The sequence below is a fragment of the Nocardioides daedukensis genome (assembly GCF_013408415.1).
Lineage (GTDB): Bacteria > Actinomycetota > Actinomycetes > Propionibacteriales > Nocardioidaceae > Nocardioides > Nocardioides daedukensis.
In genome coordinates, this window is record NZ_JACCAA010000001.1 from 3030063 (window position 1) to 3044378 (window position 14316).

General features: G+C 69.4%; 14 protein-coding genes. All 14 read left to right on the forward strand.

The window, feature by feature from the left end; genetic code table 11:
• The first annotated feature begins 1 nt into the window (after window position 1).
• The 14 genes from BJ980_RS14855 to BJ980_RS14920 all read left to right on the forward strand — a co-directional run bounded on the left by BJ980_RS14855 (window position 2) and on the right by BJ980_RS14920 (window position 14191).
• Entirely contained in the window at window positions 2–907 is a 906-nt protein-coding gene (locus BJ980_RS14855; RefSeq protein WP_179503007.1) for an MlaE family ABC transporter permease, read from the forward strand.
• Window positions 904–2202 carry an MCE family protein gene (locus BJ980_RS14860; protein ID WP_179503008.1) on the forward strand — a complete coding sequence of 433 codons (1299 nt, stop codon included), beginning with the start codon at window positions 904–906 and terminating at the stop codon, window positions 2200–2202. Before BJ980_RS14855 ends, BJ980_RS14860 begins: the two co-directional genes overlap by 4 nt.
• Window positions 2199–3230: an MCE family protein gene (locus tag BJ980_RS14865; RefSeq protein ID WP_179503009.1), complete on the forward strand. Its 1032-nt coding sequence runs from the start codon at window positions 2199–2201 to the stop codon at window positions 3228–3230. Before BJ980_RS14860 ends, BJ980_RS14865 begins: the two co-directional genes overlap by 4 nt.
• On the forward strand, window positions 3230–4246 hold the full coding sequence (locus tag BJ980_RS14870) for an MCE family protein (protein WP_218855534.1): 1017 nt from the start codon (window positions 3230–3232) through the stop codon (window positions 4244–4246). The genes BJ980_RS14865 and BJ980_RS14870 overlap by 1 nt, the downstream gene beginning before the upstream one ends.
• A complete protein-coding gene (locus BJ980_RS14875) occupies window positions 4243–5277 on the forward strand; it encodes an MCE family protein (protein WP_179503011.1) in 1035 nt (344 codons plus the stop codon). The genes BJ980_RS14870 and BJ980_RS14875 overlap by 4 nt, the downstream gene beginning before the upstream one ends.
• Window positions 5274–6605: an MCE family protein gene (locus BJ980_RS14880; RefSeq protein ID WP_179503012.1), complete on the forward strand. Its 1332-nt coding sequence runs from the start codon at window positions 5274–5276 to the stop codon at window positions 6603–6605. The genes BJ980_RS14875 and BJ980_RS14880 overlap by 4 nt, the downstream gene beginning before the upstream one ends.
• Window positions 6602–7738 carry an MlaD family protein gene (locus BJ980_RS14885; protein ID WP_179503013.1) on the forward strand — a complete coding sequence of 379 codons (1137 nt, stop codon included), beginning with the start codon at window positions 6602–6604 and terminating at the stop codon, window positions 7736–7738. The genes BJ980_RS14880 and BJ980_RS14885 overlap by 4 nt, the downstream gene beginning before the upstream one ends.
• A 47-nt stretch (window positions 7739–7785) precedes the next feature.
• On the forward strand, window positions 7786–8376 hold the full coding sequence (locus BJ980_RS14890) for a nuclear transport factor 2 family protein (RefSeq protein ID WP_179503014.1): 591 nt from the start codon (window positions 7786–7788) through the stop codon (window positions 8374–8376).
• Window positions 8373–8873, forward strand: coding sequence for a hypothetical protein (locus BJ980_RS14895; protein WP_179503015.1), 501 nt, complete (start codon window positions 8373–8375; stop codon window positions 8871–8873). Before BJ980_RS14890 ends, BJ980_RS14895 begins: the two co-directional genes overlap by 4 nt.
• 81 nt (window positions 8874–8954) lie before the next feature.
• A complete protein-coding gene (locus tag BJ980_RS14900) occupies window positions 8955–9491 on the forward strand; it encodes an NTP transferase domain-containing protein (RefSeq protein ID WP_179503016.1) in 537 nt (178 codons plus the stop codon).
• A 156-nt stretch (window positions 9492–9647) separates the two neighbouring features.
• Window positions 9648–10532 carry an AAA family ATPase gene (locus tag BJ980_RS14905; RefSeq protein ID WP_179503017.1) on the forward strand — a complete coding sequence of 295 codons (885 nt, stop codon included), beginning with the start codon at window positions 9648–9650 and terminating at the stop codon, window positions 10530–10532.
• Window positions 10533–10538: 6 nt separating this feature from the next.
• On the forward strand, window positions 10539–11672 hold the full coding sequence (locus BJ980_RS14910; protein ID WP_179503018.1) for a VWA domain-containing protein: 1134 nt from the start codon (window positions 10539–10541) through the stop codon (window positions 11670–11672).
• Window positions 11665–12870 (forward strand): XdhC family protein, encoded by a 1206-nt coding sequence (locus BJ980_RS14915; protein ID WP_179503019.1) that lies wholly within the window; start codon window positions 11665–11667, stop codon window positions 12868–12870. The genes BJ980_RS14910 and BJ980_RS14915 overlap by 8 nt, the downstream gene beginning before the upstream one ends.
• Window positions 12871–12934: 64 nt before the next feature.
• Entirely contained in the window at window positions 12935–14191 is a 1257-nt protein-coding gene (locus tag BJ980_RS14920; RefSeq protein WP_343047823.1) for a sigma-54-dependent transcriptional regulator family protein, read from the forward strand.
• Window positions 14192–14316: the final 125 nt, after the last annotated feature.

Sequence of the window (14316 nt, forward strand, 5' to 3'; positions counted from 1 at the left end):
GATGACCTCGGTTCCGAGACAGTCGCCCAGCGACCAGCTCAACCAGCGGGGTGGCTCACGACGTCGTACGCCGTTGCCCGAACCTCGCGGCAGCCGTTGGTATGACCGCGTCCTGGCGCCGATTGCCAACGCCGGCGCCGACCTGCGCTTCCACGCGAAGGTGCTCGGCTGGATCCCGGCCACGCTCAAGCGCTATCCCCGCGACGTGCTCCGGTTGCTCTCCGAGGTGAGCTTCGGCTCCGGTGCGCTCGCCGTCATCGGCGGCACCATCGGCGTGATGCTCGGGATGACCCTCTTCGTCGGCAGCGTCGTCGGCATGCAGGGCTATGCGGCCCTGGACCAGATCGGCACCTCGACCCTCAACGGGTTCATCTCGGCCTACTTCAACACCCGCGAGATCGCGCCGCTGGTCGCTGCACTGGCCCTGTCTGCCACCGTCGGCTCCGGCTTCACCGCCCAGCTCGGCGCCATGCAGATCAACGAGGAGGTCGACGCGCTGACCGTGATGGCGGTGCCGAGCGTGCCCTACTTGGTCACCACCCGGGTGATCGCCGGCTTCATCGCGATCCTGCCGCTCTACACGATCGGGCTGCTCACCTCATATGCCGGATCGCGGATGATCACGGTGCTGTTCTACGGCCAGTCCGCGGGCACCTATGACCACTACTTCCACCTGTTCCTGCCCCCGATCGACATCCTGCTGTCGTTCGTGAAGGTGATGATCTTCTCGGTGATGATCATCCTGATCCACTGCCGACTGGGCTTCACCGCCAAGGGCGGCCCGTCCGGAGTCGGGATGGCCGTCGGCACCGCCGTACGCCGCTCCATCGTCAGCGTCGCCGTCCTCGACCTGGTGCTCTCGATGGCGATGTGGGGCACTAGCACAACAGTGAGGATCGCCGGATGAAGCGCCCCTACAAGGTCGTCGACGTGTTCCTCGGGCTCGCGTCGGTCGCACTCGCCCTGGCCCTGGTCGCAGTCGCCCTGATGACCTTCAACAAGGCCTTCGACGACACCGTCGAGGTCAGCCTGGAGACGGGCGCCGTGGGCAACGCGCTGCAGAAGGGCTCCGACGTGAAGCTCAACGGCGTACCGGTCGGGCGGGTGACCGCGATCGACAACACCTCCACCGGCGCCCGCCTCACCCTGGCCCTCGACCCGGACACCGCTGAGGCGCTGCCCGTCGAGACCACCGCACGCCTGCTGCCCAAGACCCTCTTCGGTGAGCGGTACGTCGTCCTCGTGCCGCCGGCAGACGGTGCCACCTCGGCTGGCCTCGAGGCCGGTGACAGCATCAACCAGGACGGCTCGGCCGAGGCCGTCGAGCTCCAGGAGCTCTTCGACCAGCTGCTGCCGGTGCTGCAGAGCATCGAGCCGGGCAAGCTCACCGCTGCCCTGGGGGAGCTGGCTGCGATGCTGCGCGGGCAGGGGACCGCGATCGGTGACTCGATCACCCAGTGGGGCGCCTATCTGGAGAAGCTCAATCCACTGGTGCCCCAGATGACCGAGGGCATCGAGAAGCTCGCCCTGGTGGCGAACGACTTCGACGCGATGGCGCCGGACCTGCTGGAGGCCCTGGACACGATGAGCACCACGTCGGCGACCCTGGTCGAGGAGCAGGACAACTTCGGTGACGTCTTCACCAACGTCATCACCGCCGCCGACTCCACCCGTGGCTTCGTGGCGAAGAACCAGGACACGATCATCGTGCTCTCGGAGGAGTCCCGGGCCGCGCTCGAGGCAGTGCGGCCCTACGCCGGTCAGTTCCCGTGCATCTTCAAGGCGGTGCGCACGTTCATCCCGGTGATGGACCGCACCCTGGGCAAGGGCAGCGACGAGCCGGGCATCCACGTGCGTCTCAACGTGGTCGAGTCCCGCGGCAAGTACCTGGCCGGCAAGGATGCGCCGCGCTACAGCACGAACGGCAAGACCCGTTGCCCCTACGTGACCGGTCAGGCCCGACGCAGCGCCCCGGGCGCAGGGGAGCCGGCGACCATCGCACCTCCGGCCAGCAACCTGCTGGACCAGAGGCTCACCCGCACGGTGGTCAACGGACTCGGTGACGCGAACTCCCCGGCCGAGAACCAGCTGGTCGCCGAGCTGATGGCGCCGACGCTGGGGATGGCCCCGGCCGACTTCCCCGAATGGGGCAGCCTCCTGGTCGGTCCCACGCTGCGCAACACGAAGGTGGAACTGCGATGAGCAAGAAACGAGACCTTCGCTTCACTGCCACGGTCGTCAAGAGCATCGTCTTCGTCGTGGTCACCGTCCTGGCCACCACGGTGCTGGCGGGGACCATCCGCAACAGCTCCAGCGGCGCGAAGACCGAGTACCGCGCCCTGTTCAGCGACGCGACCAGCCTCAACGAGGGCGACGACGTACGCGTCTCGGGGGTGAAGGTCGGCACCGTCACCGGTGTCGAGGTCGCCAAGGATCGCCTCGCCGAGGTCACCTTCACGGTCTCGCGCGACGTCGACCTGACCGAGGGGACCAGCGCCGAGCTCCGGTTCCGCAACGTGGTGGGACAGCGCTACCTCAACATCGAGCTGCCGCAACGAGAAGGCACCACCCTCGAGCCGGGTCACACCTTCGAGCTCGCCGACACCACGCCGGCCCTCGACCTGACGGTCCTGTTCAACGGGTTCCAGCCGCTGTTCAAGTTCCTCGACCCCGAGGACGTCAACGACCTCAGTGCGCAGATCATCGCGGTCTTCCAGGGCGAGGGCGCCACGGTGGACGGGCTGCTGTCCAACACCGCCAGCCTGACCTCCGCGATCGCCGAGAAGGACCAGGTGATCGGTGAGCTGATCACCAACCTCAACACGGTCCTGACCACGATCAGCAACCCGTCCGACCAGCTCGACACCACCATCACCACGCTCCAGCAGCTGGTCAGCGGCCTCGCCGAGGACCGCAAGGTGATCGGCGGAACGCTCGAGGGGCTCGGAGACCTGACCGTCAGCGTGGCCGACCTGCTCGAGGAGGGGCGGGCGCCGCTGAAGGGCTCCATCGCCGCGCTGGGTGACCTGTCGGGGAACCTGGCCGACTCGGAGGAGGTCATCGACGACTTCCTCGCCACCCTGCCCACCAAGCTGGACCGGCTGGGCCGAGTGGCCAGCTATGGCTCGTGGCTCAACTTCTATGTCTGCTCGATCGATGGCCGGATCCCCATGCCCGAGGGCTACATGGGCGAACTCGGGGTCAAGCCGATCGCAGAAAGGTGCTTGTGATGACGCGCTATCGCACAGCGTTCGCGGAACGGAACAAGGTCGTCATCGCCCTCGTCGGGCTCGCGGCCATGGTGCTGGTCTTCCTGGCCACCTTCAACGCCAGCTCGATGCCCGGGCTGCGCGGGGACACCTACACCGCCAACTTCGCCGAAGCAGGCGGGATTCGTGCCGGCAACGAGGTACGGGTCGCCGGCGTCAAGGTCGGTGAGGTCACCGAGGTGCGCCTCGAGGGCGCGGTGGTCAAGGTCCAGTTCCGGGTCAAGGACGTCAGGATCGGCGACCAGAGCACGGCAGCCGTCAAGGTGAAGACCCTGCTCGGCCAGAAGTACCTCGCCGTCGACCCGCTAGGGCGCGATGACCTGGAAGGCGCCATCCCGATGGCGAACACGTCGGTGCCCTATGACGTCAACGCCGCGTTCTCCGACCTCTCCAGCAACGTCGACGAGATCGACACCGAGCAGCTGGAGACCAGCTTCGAGGTCCTCTCCGACACCTTCAAGGAGACGCCGGAGTCGGTGCAGGCCATCGTCACCGGGCTGACCAGCCTGTCGCGGACGATCTCGTCCCGGGACACCGAGCTGGCCGACCTCCTCGAGGAGGCAGACACGGTGACCACGACGCTGGCCGAGCGCAACGAGGAGTTCGCCAAGGTGATCACCGACGGCTCGGACCTGCTCGGCGAGCTTGAGCAACGGCGTGAGGCCGTGCACGACATGCTCACCGGGACCGCCAGCCTGGCCACCCAGCTCGAGGGCCTGGTCACCGACAACGAGAAGACGCTCAAGCCCGCGCTGGCGAAGCTGGACGTGGTCTCGCGGATCCTCACCGACAACCAGAAGAACCTCGACTCGGCGCTGAAGAAGCTCGGGCCCTACTACCGGGTGCTGACCTCTGCCACCGGCAACGGCCACTGGATCGACTCCTACATCTGCGGTCTCTTCGACGCCTCCGGCGCCCCGGTGCTGGAGAACGACGCCGAACGGAACTGCTCTCCGAAGAAGGGTGGCGGACGATGAGTCGCCGACTCCTGGCCGCACTGGCGGCCCTCCTGGTGATCGCCGCAGCCGCCTTCGCCATCAACCGGTGGATCCTCGACGAGGACCGCACCGAGGTCGTGGCGCTCTTCGACTCGACGGTCGGGCTCTACCCGGGATCCGACGTACAGATCCTCGGCGTCCCGGTCGGCACGGTCACCAAGGTGGAGCCCAAGGACGACCACGTCCGGGTCACCATGGAGCTCGACCCGGGCCAGCAGGTCGCTGCCGACACCGGCGCGGTCCTGGTTGCACCCACCCTGGTCAGCGACCGGTTCGTGCAGCTGACCAAGGCTTATGACGGTGGCGCCAAGCTGGCCTCGGGAACCGTGCTTGCCGCCGAGCGGACCGCCGTGCCGGTCGAGATCGACCAGCTCTACGAGAGCCTGCTGGACGTCAGCACCAAGCTCGGGCCCGAGGGCGCCAACAAGAACGGCGCGCTCTCCGACCTGCTCCAGGTCGCCGCCGACAACCTCGACGGGCAGGGGCGCAACCTCAACGTCATGCTCGAGGAGTTCAGCAAGGCGACCGCGACGTTGAGCGACACCGGCGGGGACTTCTTCTCGGTGGTCGAGAACCTCGACACGTTCTCCGAGATGCTGCTCGCCAACGACGGCACCGTCGCCCTGGCGAACAAGCAGTTCGCCACCGTCGCGGGCTACCTCGCCGACGATCGGGACGAGCTGGCCTCCGCGGTGACCAACCTGGCCGACGCGATGGTCATCCTCGACGACTTCATCCGTGACAACCGAGGAAACCTCAAGACCAGCGTGGACCAGCTGATCGCCCCCACCGAGGTGCTGGTCAAGCAGAAGACCTCGCTGGAGGAGTCGGTGCGACTGATCCCGCTGCTGCTGCAGAACTTCCTCAACACCTATGACGAGGGCGGCAACACCCTGGACGGGCGAGGCAACCTCAACGAGCTGACCATCTGGTCCCGTGACGGGCTCAACGCCCGCACGTCCCCCGACGCGCCGCCGGCGCTGCTGCCCGCCACAGGAGGCGAACGATGAGACGCCTGTTCAGCACCGCAGGACTCGGTGCCGGCATTCTGGCCCTGAGCAGCTGTGGACTCCTCGGTGGTGGTGTCTATGAGATGCCGCTCCCGGGTGGCGCCGACCTCGGTGACGACCCGATCTCGATCAGTGCGGACTTCGAGGACGCCCTCGACCTGGTGCCGCAGTCGACGGTGAAGGTCGACAACGTCCCGGTCGGCCGGGTCTCCAAGATCACCCTCAACGACGACGGCCACAGTGCCCACGTCGAGCTGAAGGTCAACGACGACGTCGACCTGCCCGGTGGGACCTCGGCGCGGCTGAGGCAGACCTCGCTGCTCGGCGAGAAGTACGTCGAGTTGGTCCGGCCGGTGGCATCCCCGGGAGGTCCGTCGCTGACGGACGGGGACAACCTGGGACTGGCCCAGACCTCGCAGGCCGCCGAGGTCGAGCAGGTGCTCGGTGCACTGTCCCTGGTCCTCAACGGTGGCGGCATCGCCCAGTTCCAGGAGATCTCCCGGGAGCTCCAGAACGTCTCGACCGGTCGACCCGGCGAGATCAAGGCGTTCCTGGGCCAGATGGAGGAGTTCGTCACCGGCCTGGAGAGCCGCAAGGGCTCGATCACGGCCGCGATCGACGGGCTGGCCGACCTGTCCGAGACCCTCGAGGGTGACAAGGAGAAGATCTCCACCGCGCTCACGGAGCTGAGCCCCGGGATGAAGGTCATCGTCGACCAACGTGCCCAGCTGACCGCGATGCTCTCCTCGTTGGACAAGCTCTCCACCGTCACCGTCTCGACGCTGGATGCCGCGCAGGACGACATCGTCGCGGACTTCAAGGTGCTGGCGCCGATCCTCGAGCAGCTGGCCAAGGCCGGCAGCGACCTGCCCAACTCACTGCAGATGTTGCTCACCTACCCGTTCCCGGACTCGGTGCTGGGCGCGATCAAGGGCGACTACCTCAACGTCTTCATCACCACGAACTTCCGCACGCTGCCCAATGACTGCAAGGTGAAGGGCTGCACCTGGCCCCAGCCGACGGCTGCCATCCCGGGGACCTCGATGCGGCGGGGCGCCATACCGGCTCCGACGTTGTTGCCGCCGACCAGCTCGCCGGCTCCGGGGATGATCGAGTCGTCACTCACCGTGCCGTCGCCCTCGACCTCACCCTCGAGCAAGCCGAGCGTGAAGCCGTCCGAGAAGCCCAGCGCGACGCCGTCCTCCGGCGGTGCCAGCCCCAAGCCCTCGGACAGCACCTCGACGACGGCTCCTGCCGCTCCGCAGGGCAGCGCGAGTTCCTCCCCGACGGCACCCGCACCCACCCAGAACGGACGTGATGAGCGATGATCACCGCACGCATACGCATCCAGCTGGTGCTCTTCGTGATCATCGCGCTCGGCGCGACGACCTGGCTCAGCGCCCGCTACGTCGGGCTGGACCCGTTCCGCGCCTCGTACGACGTGACCGTCGAGCTGCCCGAGGCGGGCGGTGCGTTCAAGAACGGCGAGGTGACCTATCGAGGGGTGCCCGTGGGCCGGGTCAAGGACCTGCGCGCGACCTCGGCGGGCACCGAGCTGGTGATCCGGATCGACTCGGACGCACCCGCCATCCCGGCCGACGTCACCGCGCGAGTGGCGAACAGGTCGGCGATCGGTGAGCAATACCTCGACCTGCGCAGCGAGTCCGGCGGCGACGAGGCAACCCTCGCGGACGGCGACCGGATCGTCGGCGACGCCGACTCCCTGCCCCCGCCGATCGACGAGCTGCTGCGCTCCGGCTACGACTTCGTCGAGTCGGTTCCCAAGGACGCCCTGTCCACGGTGATCGACGAGACCTACGAGCTCTCCAGAGGTGCATCGGGGCACATCCCCAGGCTGGTGGAGACCTCGAGCGAGTTCGCCGAGATCGCGGATCGCAACTTCCTGGTCACCAAGTCCCTGATCGAGTCCTCGACCCAGGTGCTCGAGACCCAGCACGAGGCGGCCGCGAGCATGCGGGCCTACAGCTCGGACCTGAAGACGCTGGCCACGACGCTTGCCGAGACCGACCAGCCGCTGCGGAGCCTGATCAAGCACACCCCGGCAGCTGCGCGTGAGGTCAGCACGTTGATGCACGACGTGGGTGGGCCGCTCGGTGAGCTGATGGCCAACCTGGTCACCACCGCGCAGATCTTCGGGATCAACTCCGACGGTGTCGAGGATGCCCTGATCCGGCTGCCCGATGCGATCTCCGCGGGTTATGCGGTGACCAACTCCCAGGGCCTGAACCTGGGTCTGGTGCAGACCTACTTCGACCCGTTGCCGTGCACCTCCGGCTATGGGGGGACCGAGGTCCGCCAGGGCCTCAAGTCCAATCCGGGCAAGCCGTTCAACACCCAGGCGGGCTGCACGCTCGACCCGTCCAGCGGCGCCAACGTGCGCGGACCGCGCAGCGTGCGCGTGGCCAGCGAGCTCTCCGACCTGCTCGGAGGAGACCAGTGAGGCTTGAGATGACGAGATCAACTCGCACAGATGACAGGATCGGCGCCATGGAAACGGACGCCGATGACGAGACTTCCTCCCATCCCCTCCCCTTGGTGGAGGAAGAGGTCGAGCCGGCGACGCCGACGGGTGGTCGCCGGCTCGGCACCCACGAGTGGATCGCCCTGGCGATCGGCGTGCTGGCGATGTGTGCCGGGCTCTTCGCCCTCCTCGCCGCCGATGACGACACCGCGAACCCCCTGGACGCTGCTCGCGACTCGGCGCTGATCGCGGCGCACCGTCACATCACGACGATGAACACGATGGACTATCGCCAGGTCGACGACGGGCTGGCCGCGTGGGAGGAAGCCACCACCGGTCTGCTCCACGACCAGACGGTCGCGATCTCCGAGGCCGAGCGCGAGGGCCTGGCCGACGCGAAGAAGATCACCGCCGGGAAGGTCGTGGACGCCGCCGTCCTCGACGTCACCGAGGACACCGCATCGGTGATCGCAGCGGTAGAGATCACCGTGCAGGACGACCTGGACAAGGGCTCGGAGCCGAGCCTGAAGCGCAACCGGTTCGCCGCGGACCTGGTCCGCGTCGACGGTGAGTGGAAGCTGGAGAACCTGCAGCAGGTGGCGGTGAAGCTGTCATGACGATCCTTCGCAAGCACGGCATCCTGCTGCTCGCAGCCGCGATGGTCCTGATCGGCCTCGGCGCCTTCGTGCTCAGCCGGGGCGAGCAGACCTCACCGTCGGAGAACCTCGCCGTCGTGGACAAGGACCTGACCTCACAGGTGCAGACCTCGGTCGCGGCGACCCTGGTGGGTGTGCTCAGCTATGACTTCGCCGACCCGGGCCGCTCCGAGCAGGTCGCCGACGACAAGCTCGCGGGTGAGGCGCGCAAGGAGTACGACACCCTCGTCGCCTCGCTGCGCGAGAAGGCAGCCGGGCAGGAGCTGGTGCTCTCGGCACAGGTCACCGCGTCCGCGGTCAAGGAGCTGAGCTCGTCCAAGGCGAAGCTGCTGGTCTTCCTCGACCAGACCAGCAAGCGTGCTGCCGACGACGAGGCGAGTGTCTCCGCGGCACAGCTGTCGATCACTGCCGAGCTCGTTCGAGGCGACTGGGTGGTCACCGGCCTGGCACCCCTGTGAGGTGTGCCCGCTGCTGAACGGCCGGAGCGCTGGCCGTGACGGTGCCGGGGCTGCAGCAGCGCGCGTCCTAGAGTGGCTCGGGTGAGGGTGCACGGACTGTTGCTCGCCGCCGGTGCAGGGCGCCGGATGGGGACCCCGAAGGCGCTGGTCGACGACTGGCTCCTGCGCAGCATCGGCGTGCTCGAGGACGGTGGCTGCGACCAGGTCACCGTGGTCCTCGGGGCCGCCGCCGACCGGGCGCGTGAGCTCCTCGACGGCACCGATGTCGCCATCGTCGAGGCAGCCGACTGGGCCCAGGGCATGGGCGCCTCGCTGCGTACGGGACTGGCGGCGCTGGCCGGCGGAGACGCTGCGCTGGTCAGCCTGGTCGACCTTCCGGACGTCGGCCCCGAGGTGGTACGCCGGGTGCTCGCCGCCCCGTTCACGCGCACCACCTTGCGCCGAGCGGCGTACGACGCTGTCCCCGGCCATCCCGTCCTGCTCGGCCGCGGGCACTGGGACGGAGTGATCGACGCAGCCCGCGGGGACCGCGGCGCGCGCGACTACCTGTCCGCGCACGAGGTCGAGCTGATCGAGTGTGCGGACCTGGCGACCGGCCGGGACGTGGACTCCCGCTGAGGACGCCGCAGACCGAGCGGACCGGACGGGGGTCGGCCCACTCGGTGTGCAGTGTCCTCAGTTGGGGACCGTCGACACTGGGCCGTCGACACTGGCCTGACAATCCGGGCCTCGGCCCAACCGCGGACCAACGTCGTGCTGGGTAGGGTCGCCGACATGGCCGCCTTGAACAGTCCGGACGACGTGGGTCGCATCGAGGAGCTGCTCGCCGGCACGGGCTACGTCTGCGACGAGTCCCTGGCCACCGTCGTCTTCCTGGCCCTGCGGATGCAGCGCCCCGTGCTGCTCGAGGGAGAGCCCGGCACCGGGAAGACCGCGCTCGCCGAGGCGATCGCCGAGTCGCTCGACCTGCCCCTGATCCGGCTGCAGTGCTATGAGGGCATCGACTCGACTCAGGCCCTCTATGACTGGGACTTCCCGCGCCAGATCCTGCACCTGCGTGCGCTCGAGGCCACCGGCAACACCGACGCCGCCGAAGCCGAGCGGGGCCTGTTCGACGAGCGTTTCCTGCTGGCACGCCCGGTCCTGGCCGCGCTGCGACAGAGCCCCGCGGTGCTGCTGGTCGACGAGGTCGACCGCGCCGACGACGAGTTCGAGGCGTTCCTGCTCGAGGTGCTCTCCACCTATCAGGTGACGATCCCGGAGATCGGCACCGTGAAGGCCACCACCCCGCCGATCGTGGTGCTCACCTCCAACCGGACGCGTGAGCTCCACGACGCGCTCAAGCGCCGCTGCCTCTACCACTGGATCGACCACCCCGGCCTGGAGCGCGAGGTCGAGATCCTGCGCTCGAGGGCCCCGGAGGTCAGCGCCGACCTGGCCCGCCAGATCACCACCGTCGTGCAGCAGCTCCGCGCCCGCGACGACCTGCTCAAGGTGCCGGGTGTGGCCGAGACCCTGGACTGGGCGAGAGCCCTGCACGCACTCGGGACCACCGAGCTCGACCTCGAGACCGCGTCGCGCACCTTGGGCGCCCTGGTGAAATATCGCGAGGACGGCGAGCGGGTCCGCCATGCCCTCGACCGGATGCTGGCGGGGTAGCAGCCCGTGACGTCGAGCGCCGGAGCACCGCACAGCGCCGAGGAGATCCTGCTCGGGTTCGCCCGGGCGCTGCGCGCGGCCGGAGTGGGCGTCACCCAGGACCGGGCCCGGGAGTTCGCCGCCGCCGCGGCCCTGGTCGGGATCGGCGATCCGCGCGCCACCTACTGGGCGGGACAGGCCACCCTCTGCTCGGGCCCCGACGACCTGGAGCGCTATGACCAGGTATTCCATGCCTGGTTCACCGAGCGCGGCTCACTGCCGTCGCCCGCACCGGCCACGGCCGTGCGGCCGTTCGACACCGGCCTGATGGAGGACGACGCCGGCGGCAGCGCCAGCGAGGAGGGTGATCCAGTGCGCGCCGCGGCCAGCGCCGCCGAAGTCCTGCGGCACCGCGACCTGGCCACCCTGACCGCCTCGGAACGCGCACTGCTGGCGGCTCTCTTCGGTGCCCTGCGCCCGCGCCTGCCGCAACGTCGTACCCCCCGGCAGCGGCCGTGGCACCGCGGAAGGGTGGACGCCGCGCGGACGTTGCGCAACAGCCTGCGCCGGATGGGGGAGCCCGCCGACCTCGCCTGGCGCCGTCGGGGGCGCCGGCATCGCCGCGTCGTACTGCTCATCGACGTCTCCGGCTCGATGAGCGGGTACGCCGACCCGTTGCTGCGCCTTGCCCACCGATTCGTGCTCGCTGCAGCCGCGGCCGGCGCCCGCCGTGAGGTCGAGGTGTTCACCATCGGCACCCGGCTGACCCACCTGAGGAGTGCGCTGGCGCAGCGCGACCCCGAGCGGGCCCTGCTCGCCGCAGGTCGAGCCGTGCCCGACTGGTCCGGTGGCACCCGACTGGGTGAGGTGCTGCAGGTCTTCCTCGATCGGTGGGGAGCACGTGGGCTGGTCCGCGGTGCTGTGGCAGTGGTCTTCAGTGACGGCTGGGAACGTGGGGACGCCGCCCTGCTGGGGGAGCAGATGGCGCGCCTGCACCGACTCGCGCACCGGGTGGTCTGGGTGAACCCGCACCGTGGCAAGGAGGGCTACCTGCCCCTCCAGCAGGGCGTGGTCGCTGCCCTGCCCCACATCGATGAGTTCCTGGCCGGTCATTCACTGGCGACCTACGCTGAACTCGTGGAGGTGATCGCGGATGCGTGAGGTGCTGCCCGAGCTGCTCGCCTGGTGGCGGGCCGGGGAGAGCGTCGGGATGGGCACGGTCATCGCGACCTTCCGCTCCGCCCCGCGACCGCCCGGAGCCTCGATGCTGGTCGGTCCCGACGGTACGGCGGTCGGGTCCGTCTCCGGAGGCTGCGTGGAGGGTGCGGTCTATGAGCTCGCCCAGGAGGTGGTGGAACGCCGGGAGCCCGTGCTGCAGCGCTATGGCATCTCCGACGACGACGCCTTCGCGGTCGGCCTGACCTGTGGCGGCATCCTGGACGTCTATGTCGAGACGGTGAACCGGGAGACCTGGCCGGAGCTGGAGGCCATCGCGGCCGACCTCGACGCGGGTCACCCGGTGGCCGTGGCGACGGTCGCCGAGCACCCCGACCCGGCTTGGGTGGGACGCCGGATGGTCGTCCGTGCGCCGGCGGGGACGGATCTCGGTTCGGATGCCGTGCCCGATGCCGGATCTGATGTCGGGGTCACTGCTGGGCCCACCGCCGGGCAGGCATGCCAGGTCGAGGGCTCACTGGGCAGCGCGCGCGCCGACGCCGCGGTCCGCGACGACGCGCTCGGCCTGCTCGCCCTGGGGCACAGCGAGGCATTGACCTACGGACCCGACGGCGAACGGCGCGGGGAGGGGATGCGGGTCTTCGTCTGGGCCTTCGCCCCCAAGCCCCGGATGCTGGTCTTCGGCGCCATCGACTTCGCCGCGGCAGTGGCCCGGGTCGGGAGCTTCCTCGGCTACCACGTCACCGTGTGCGACGCCCGGCCCGTCTTCGCCACCAACACTCGCTTCCCGCACGCCGACGAGGTGGTGGTCGACTGGCCGCACCGCTACCTCGCCGCCGAGCAGGAGGCCGGGCGGATCGACCCTCGGACCGTGCTCTGCGTGCTCACCCACGACCCGAAGTTCGACGTACCCCTGCTCGAGGTCGCGCTGCGCATCGACGACGTGGCCTACATCGGGGCGATGGGCTCACGACGTACCCACGACGACCGGCTCGACCGACTGCGCGAGGCCGGGCTCACCGAGGCCGAGCTCGCCCGGTTGTCGAGCCCGATCGGCCTCGACCTCGGGGCGCGCACTCCGGAGGAGACCGCGATCAGCGTGGCTGCCGAGATCATCGCCCGCCGGTGGGGCGGTTCGGGCGAGCCGCTGGCGGCGACCGAGGGGCGCATCCACGGGGAGTGACGGGCGCCACACCGCGGTGTATCTTCGTGGCGTATCGGGCCCGCAGCCCGCCAGGGCGCCGGGCGTGCAGGACAGGAGCCTGATGGTGCGCAGCAAGCTGGAGGCACGTCGACTGCAGACGATGCGCGCGTGGACCAGCTTCGTCGAGCAGGGCGACCGTGCGGCACCGCAGGTGCGTCCCGAGATCCTGACCAGCTGGACCCGCTCCGAGGCGACGGTGCGTCCCGATGTTCCCCAAGCGCCGTTGGCCGACGAGGGCGAGACTCGATCGATCTGGTGTGACTCACCGCTGCAGGTCGCGGTCGAGCGGGTCGAGGACGACCTACGTCGTACTGCCGAGGACGGGGACCTCGTGCTCGCGGTGACCGACTCCGAGACCCGGGTGTTGTGGACCTGCGGCGGTCGGGTGATGCGCAGCAAGGCCGAATCGGTGAACTTCGTGCCCGGCGGCCGCTGGGACGACCAGTCGGTCGGGACCAACGCGCTCGACCTGGCCAACCGCCTCGGTCGGCCGGCGATGGTCTTCAGTGCCGAGCACTACGCCCCGATCGTGCACAACTGGGTGTGCTGGGCCGCTCCTGTCTTCGACCCGCACAGCGGGCGCAAGCTCGGGGTGATCGACCTGTCCACGACCTGGGACCGCAGCCACCCGATCGGGCTGGCCACCGCACGGGTGATGGCCCGCTTGATCGAGTCGGCGATGCCTCGATCGGCCCACCACCCCTCCGCGATCGAGGAGACCAGCGACCCGGGACTGGTGCTGACCCTGCTCGGCACCGCCGAGGTGCGCCTGGACGGGCAGCGGCTCCTGCTGAACCGGCGCCAGACCGAGATCCTCTCCTTGCTGGCGTTGCACCCTGCCGGGCTCTCGCTCGACCAGCTGCATGCGCTGCTCTACGGCGACCAGGCAATCACCTTCTCCACCCTCAAGGCGGAGGTCTCCCACCTGCGAGCTGCACTGGGGGGCCAGCTCGGCTCGCGGCCCTACCGATTGTTGATGCCGGTCGCGACCGACGTCGAGCACGTGCTGGCAATGGTGCGCGCCGGTCAGGTGGCGGCGGCCGTCGACGGCTATGGGGGCGACCTCCTGCCGGGCACCAACTCGCCGGCGCTGACCGAGTTGGCCGACTACGTCGCGGTGGCGGTGCGCGAGGCGCTGCTCGTCGATCCCCAGCCCGACGCGGTCCTGCGCTACCACGAGCTGGTGCCGCACGACGTGGCCGTGCTGGAGCGCGCGGTGGCCGCACTCGCCACCGCTCCGGCGCACTCAGCCCTGCCGCTGCTCAAGGGGAAGCTGGCCGCCGCGCGCAACTCCCGCTGAGCGCCGCAGTGCCCCCGGTGTGTCTCCGCAGTGTCCCCGCACTGCCCCCGGTGTGTCCCCTGTGTGTCCCTGCGCGCAGGGCCAACCTTTGCCCAACCAGCGGCTCCTAGTGTGAGCTGGGTCAC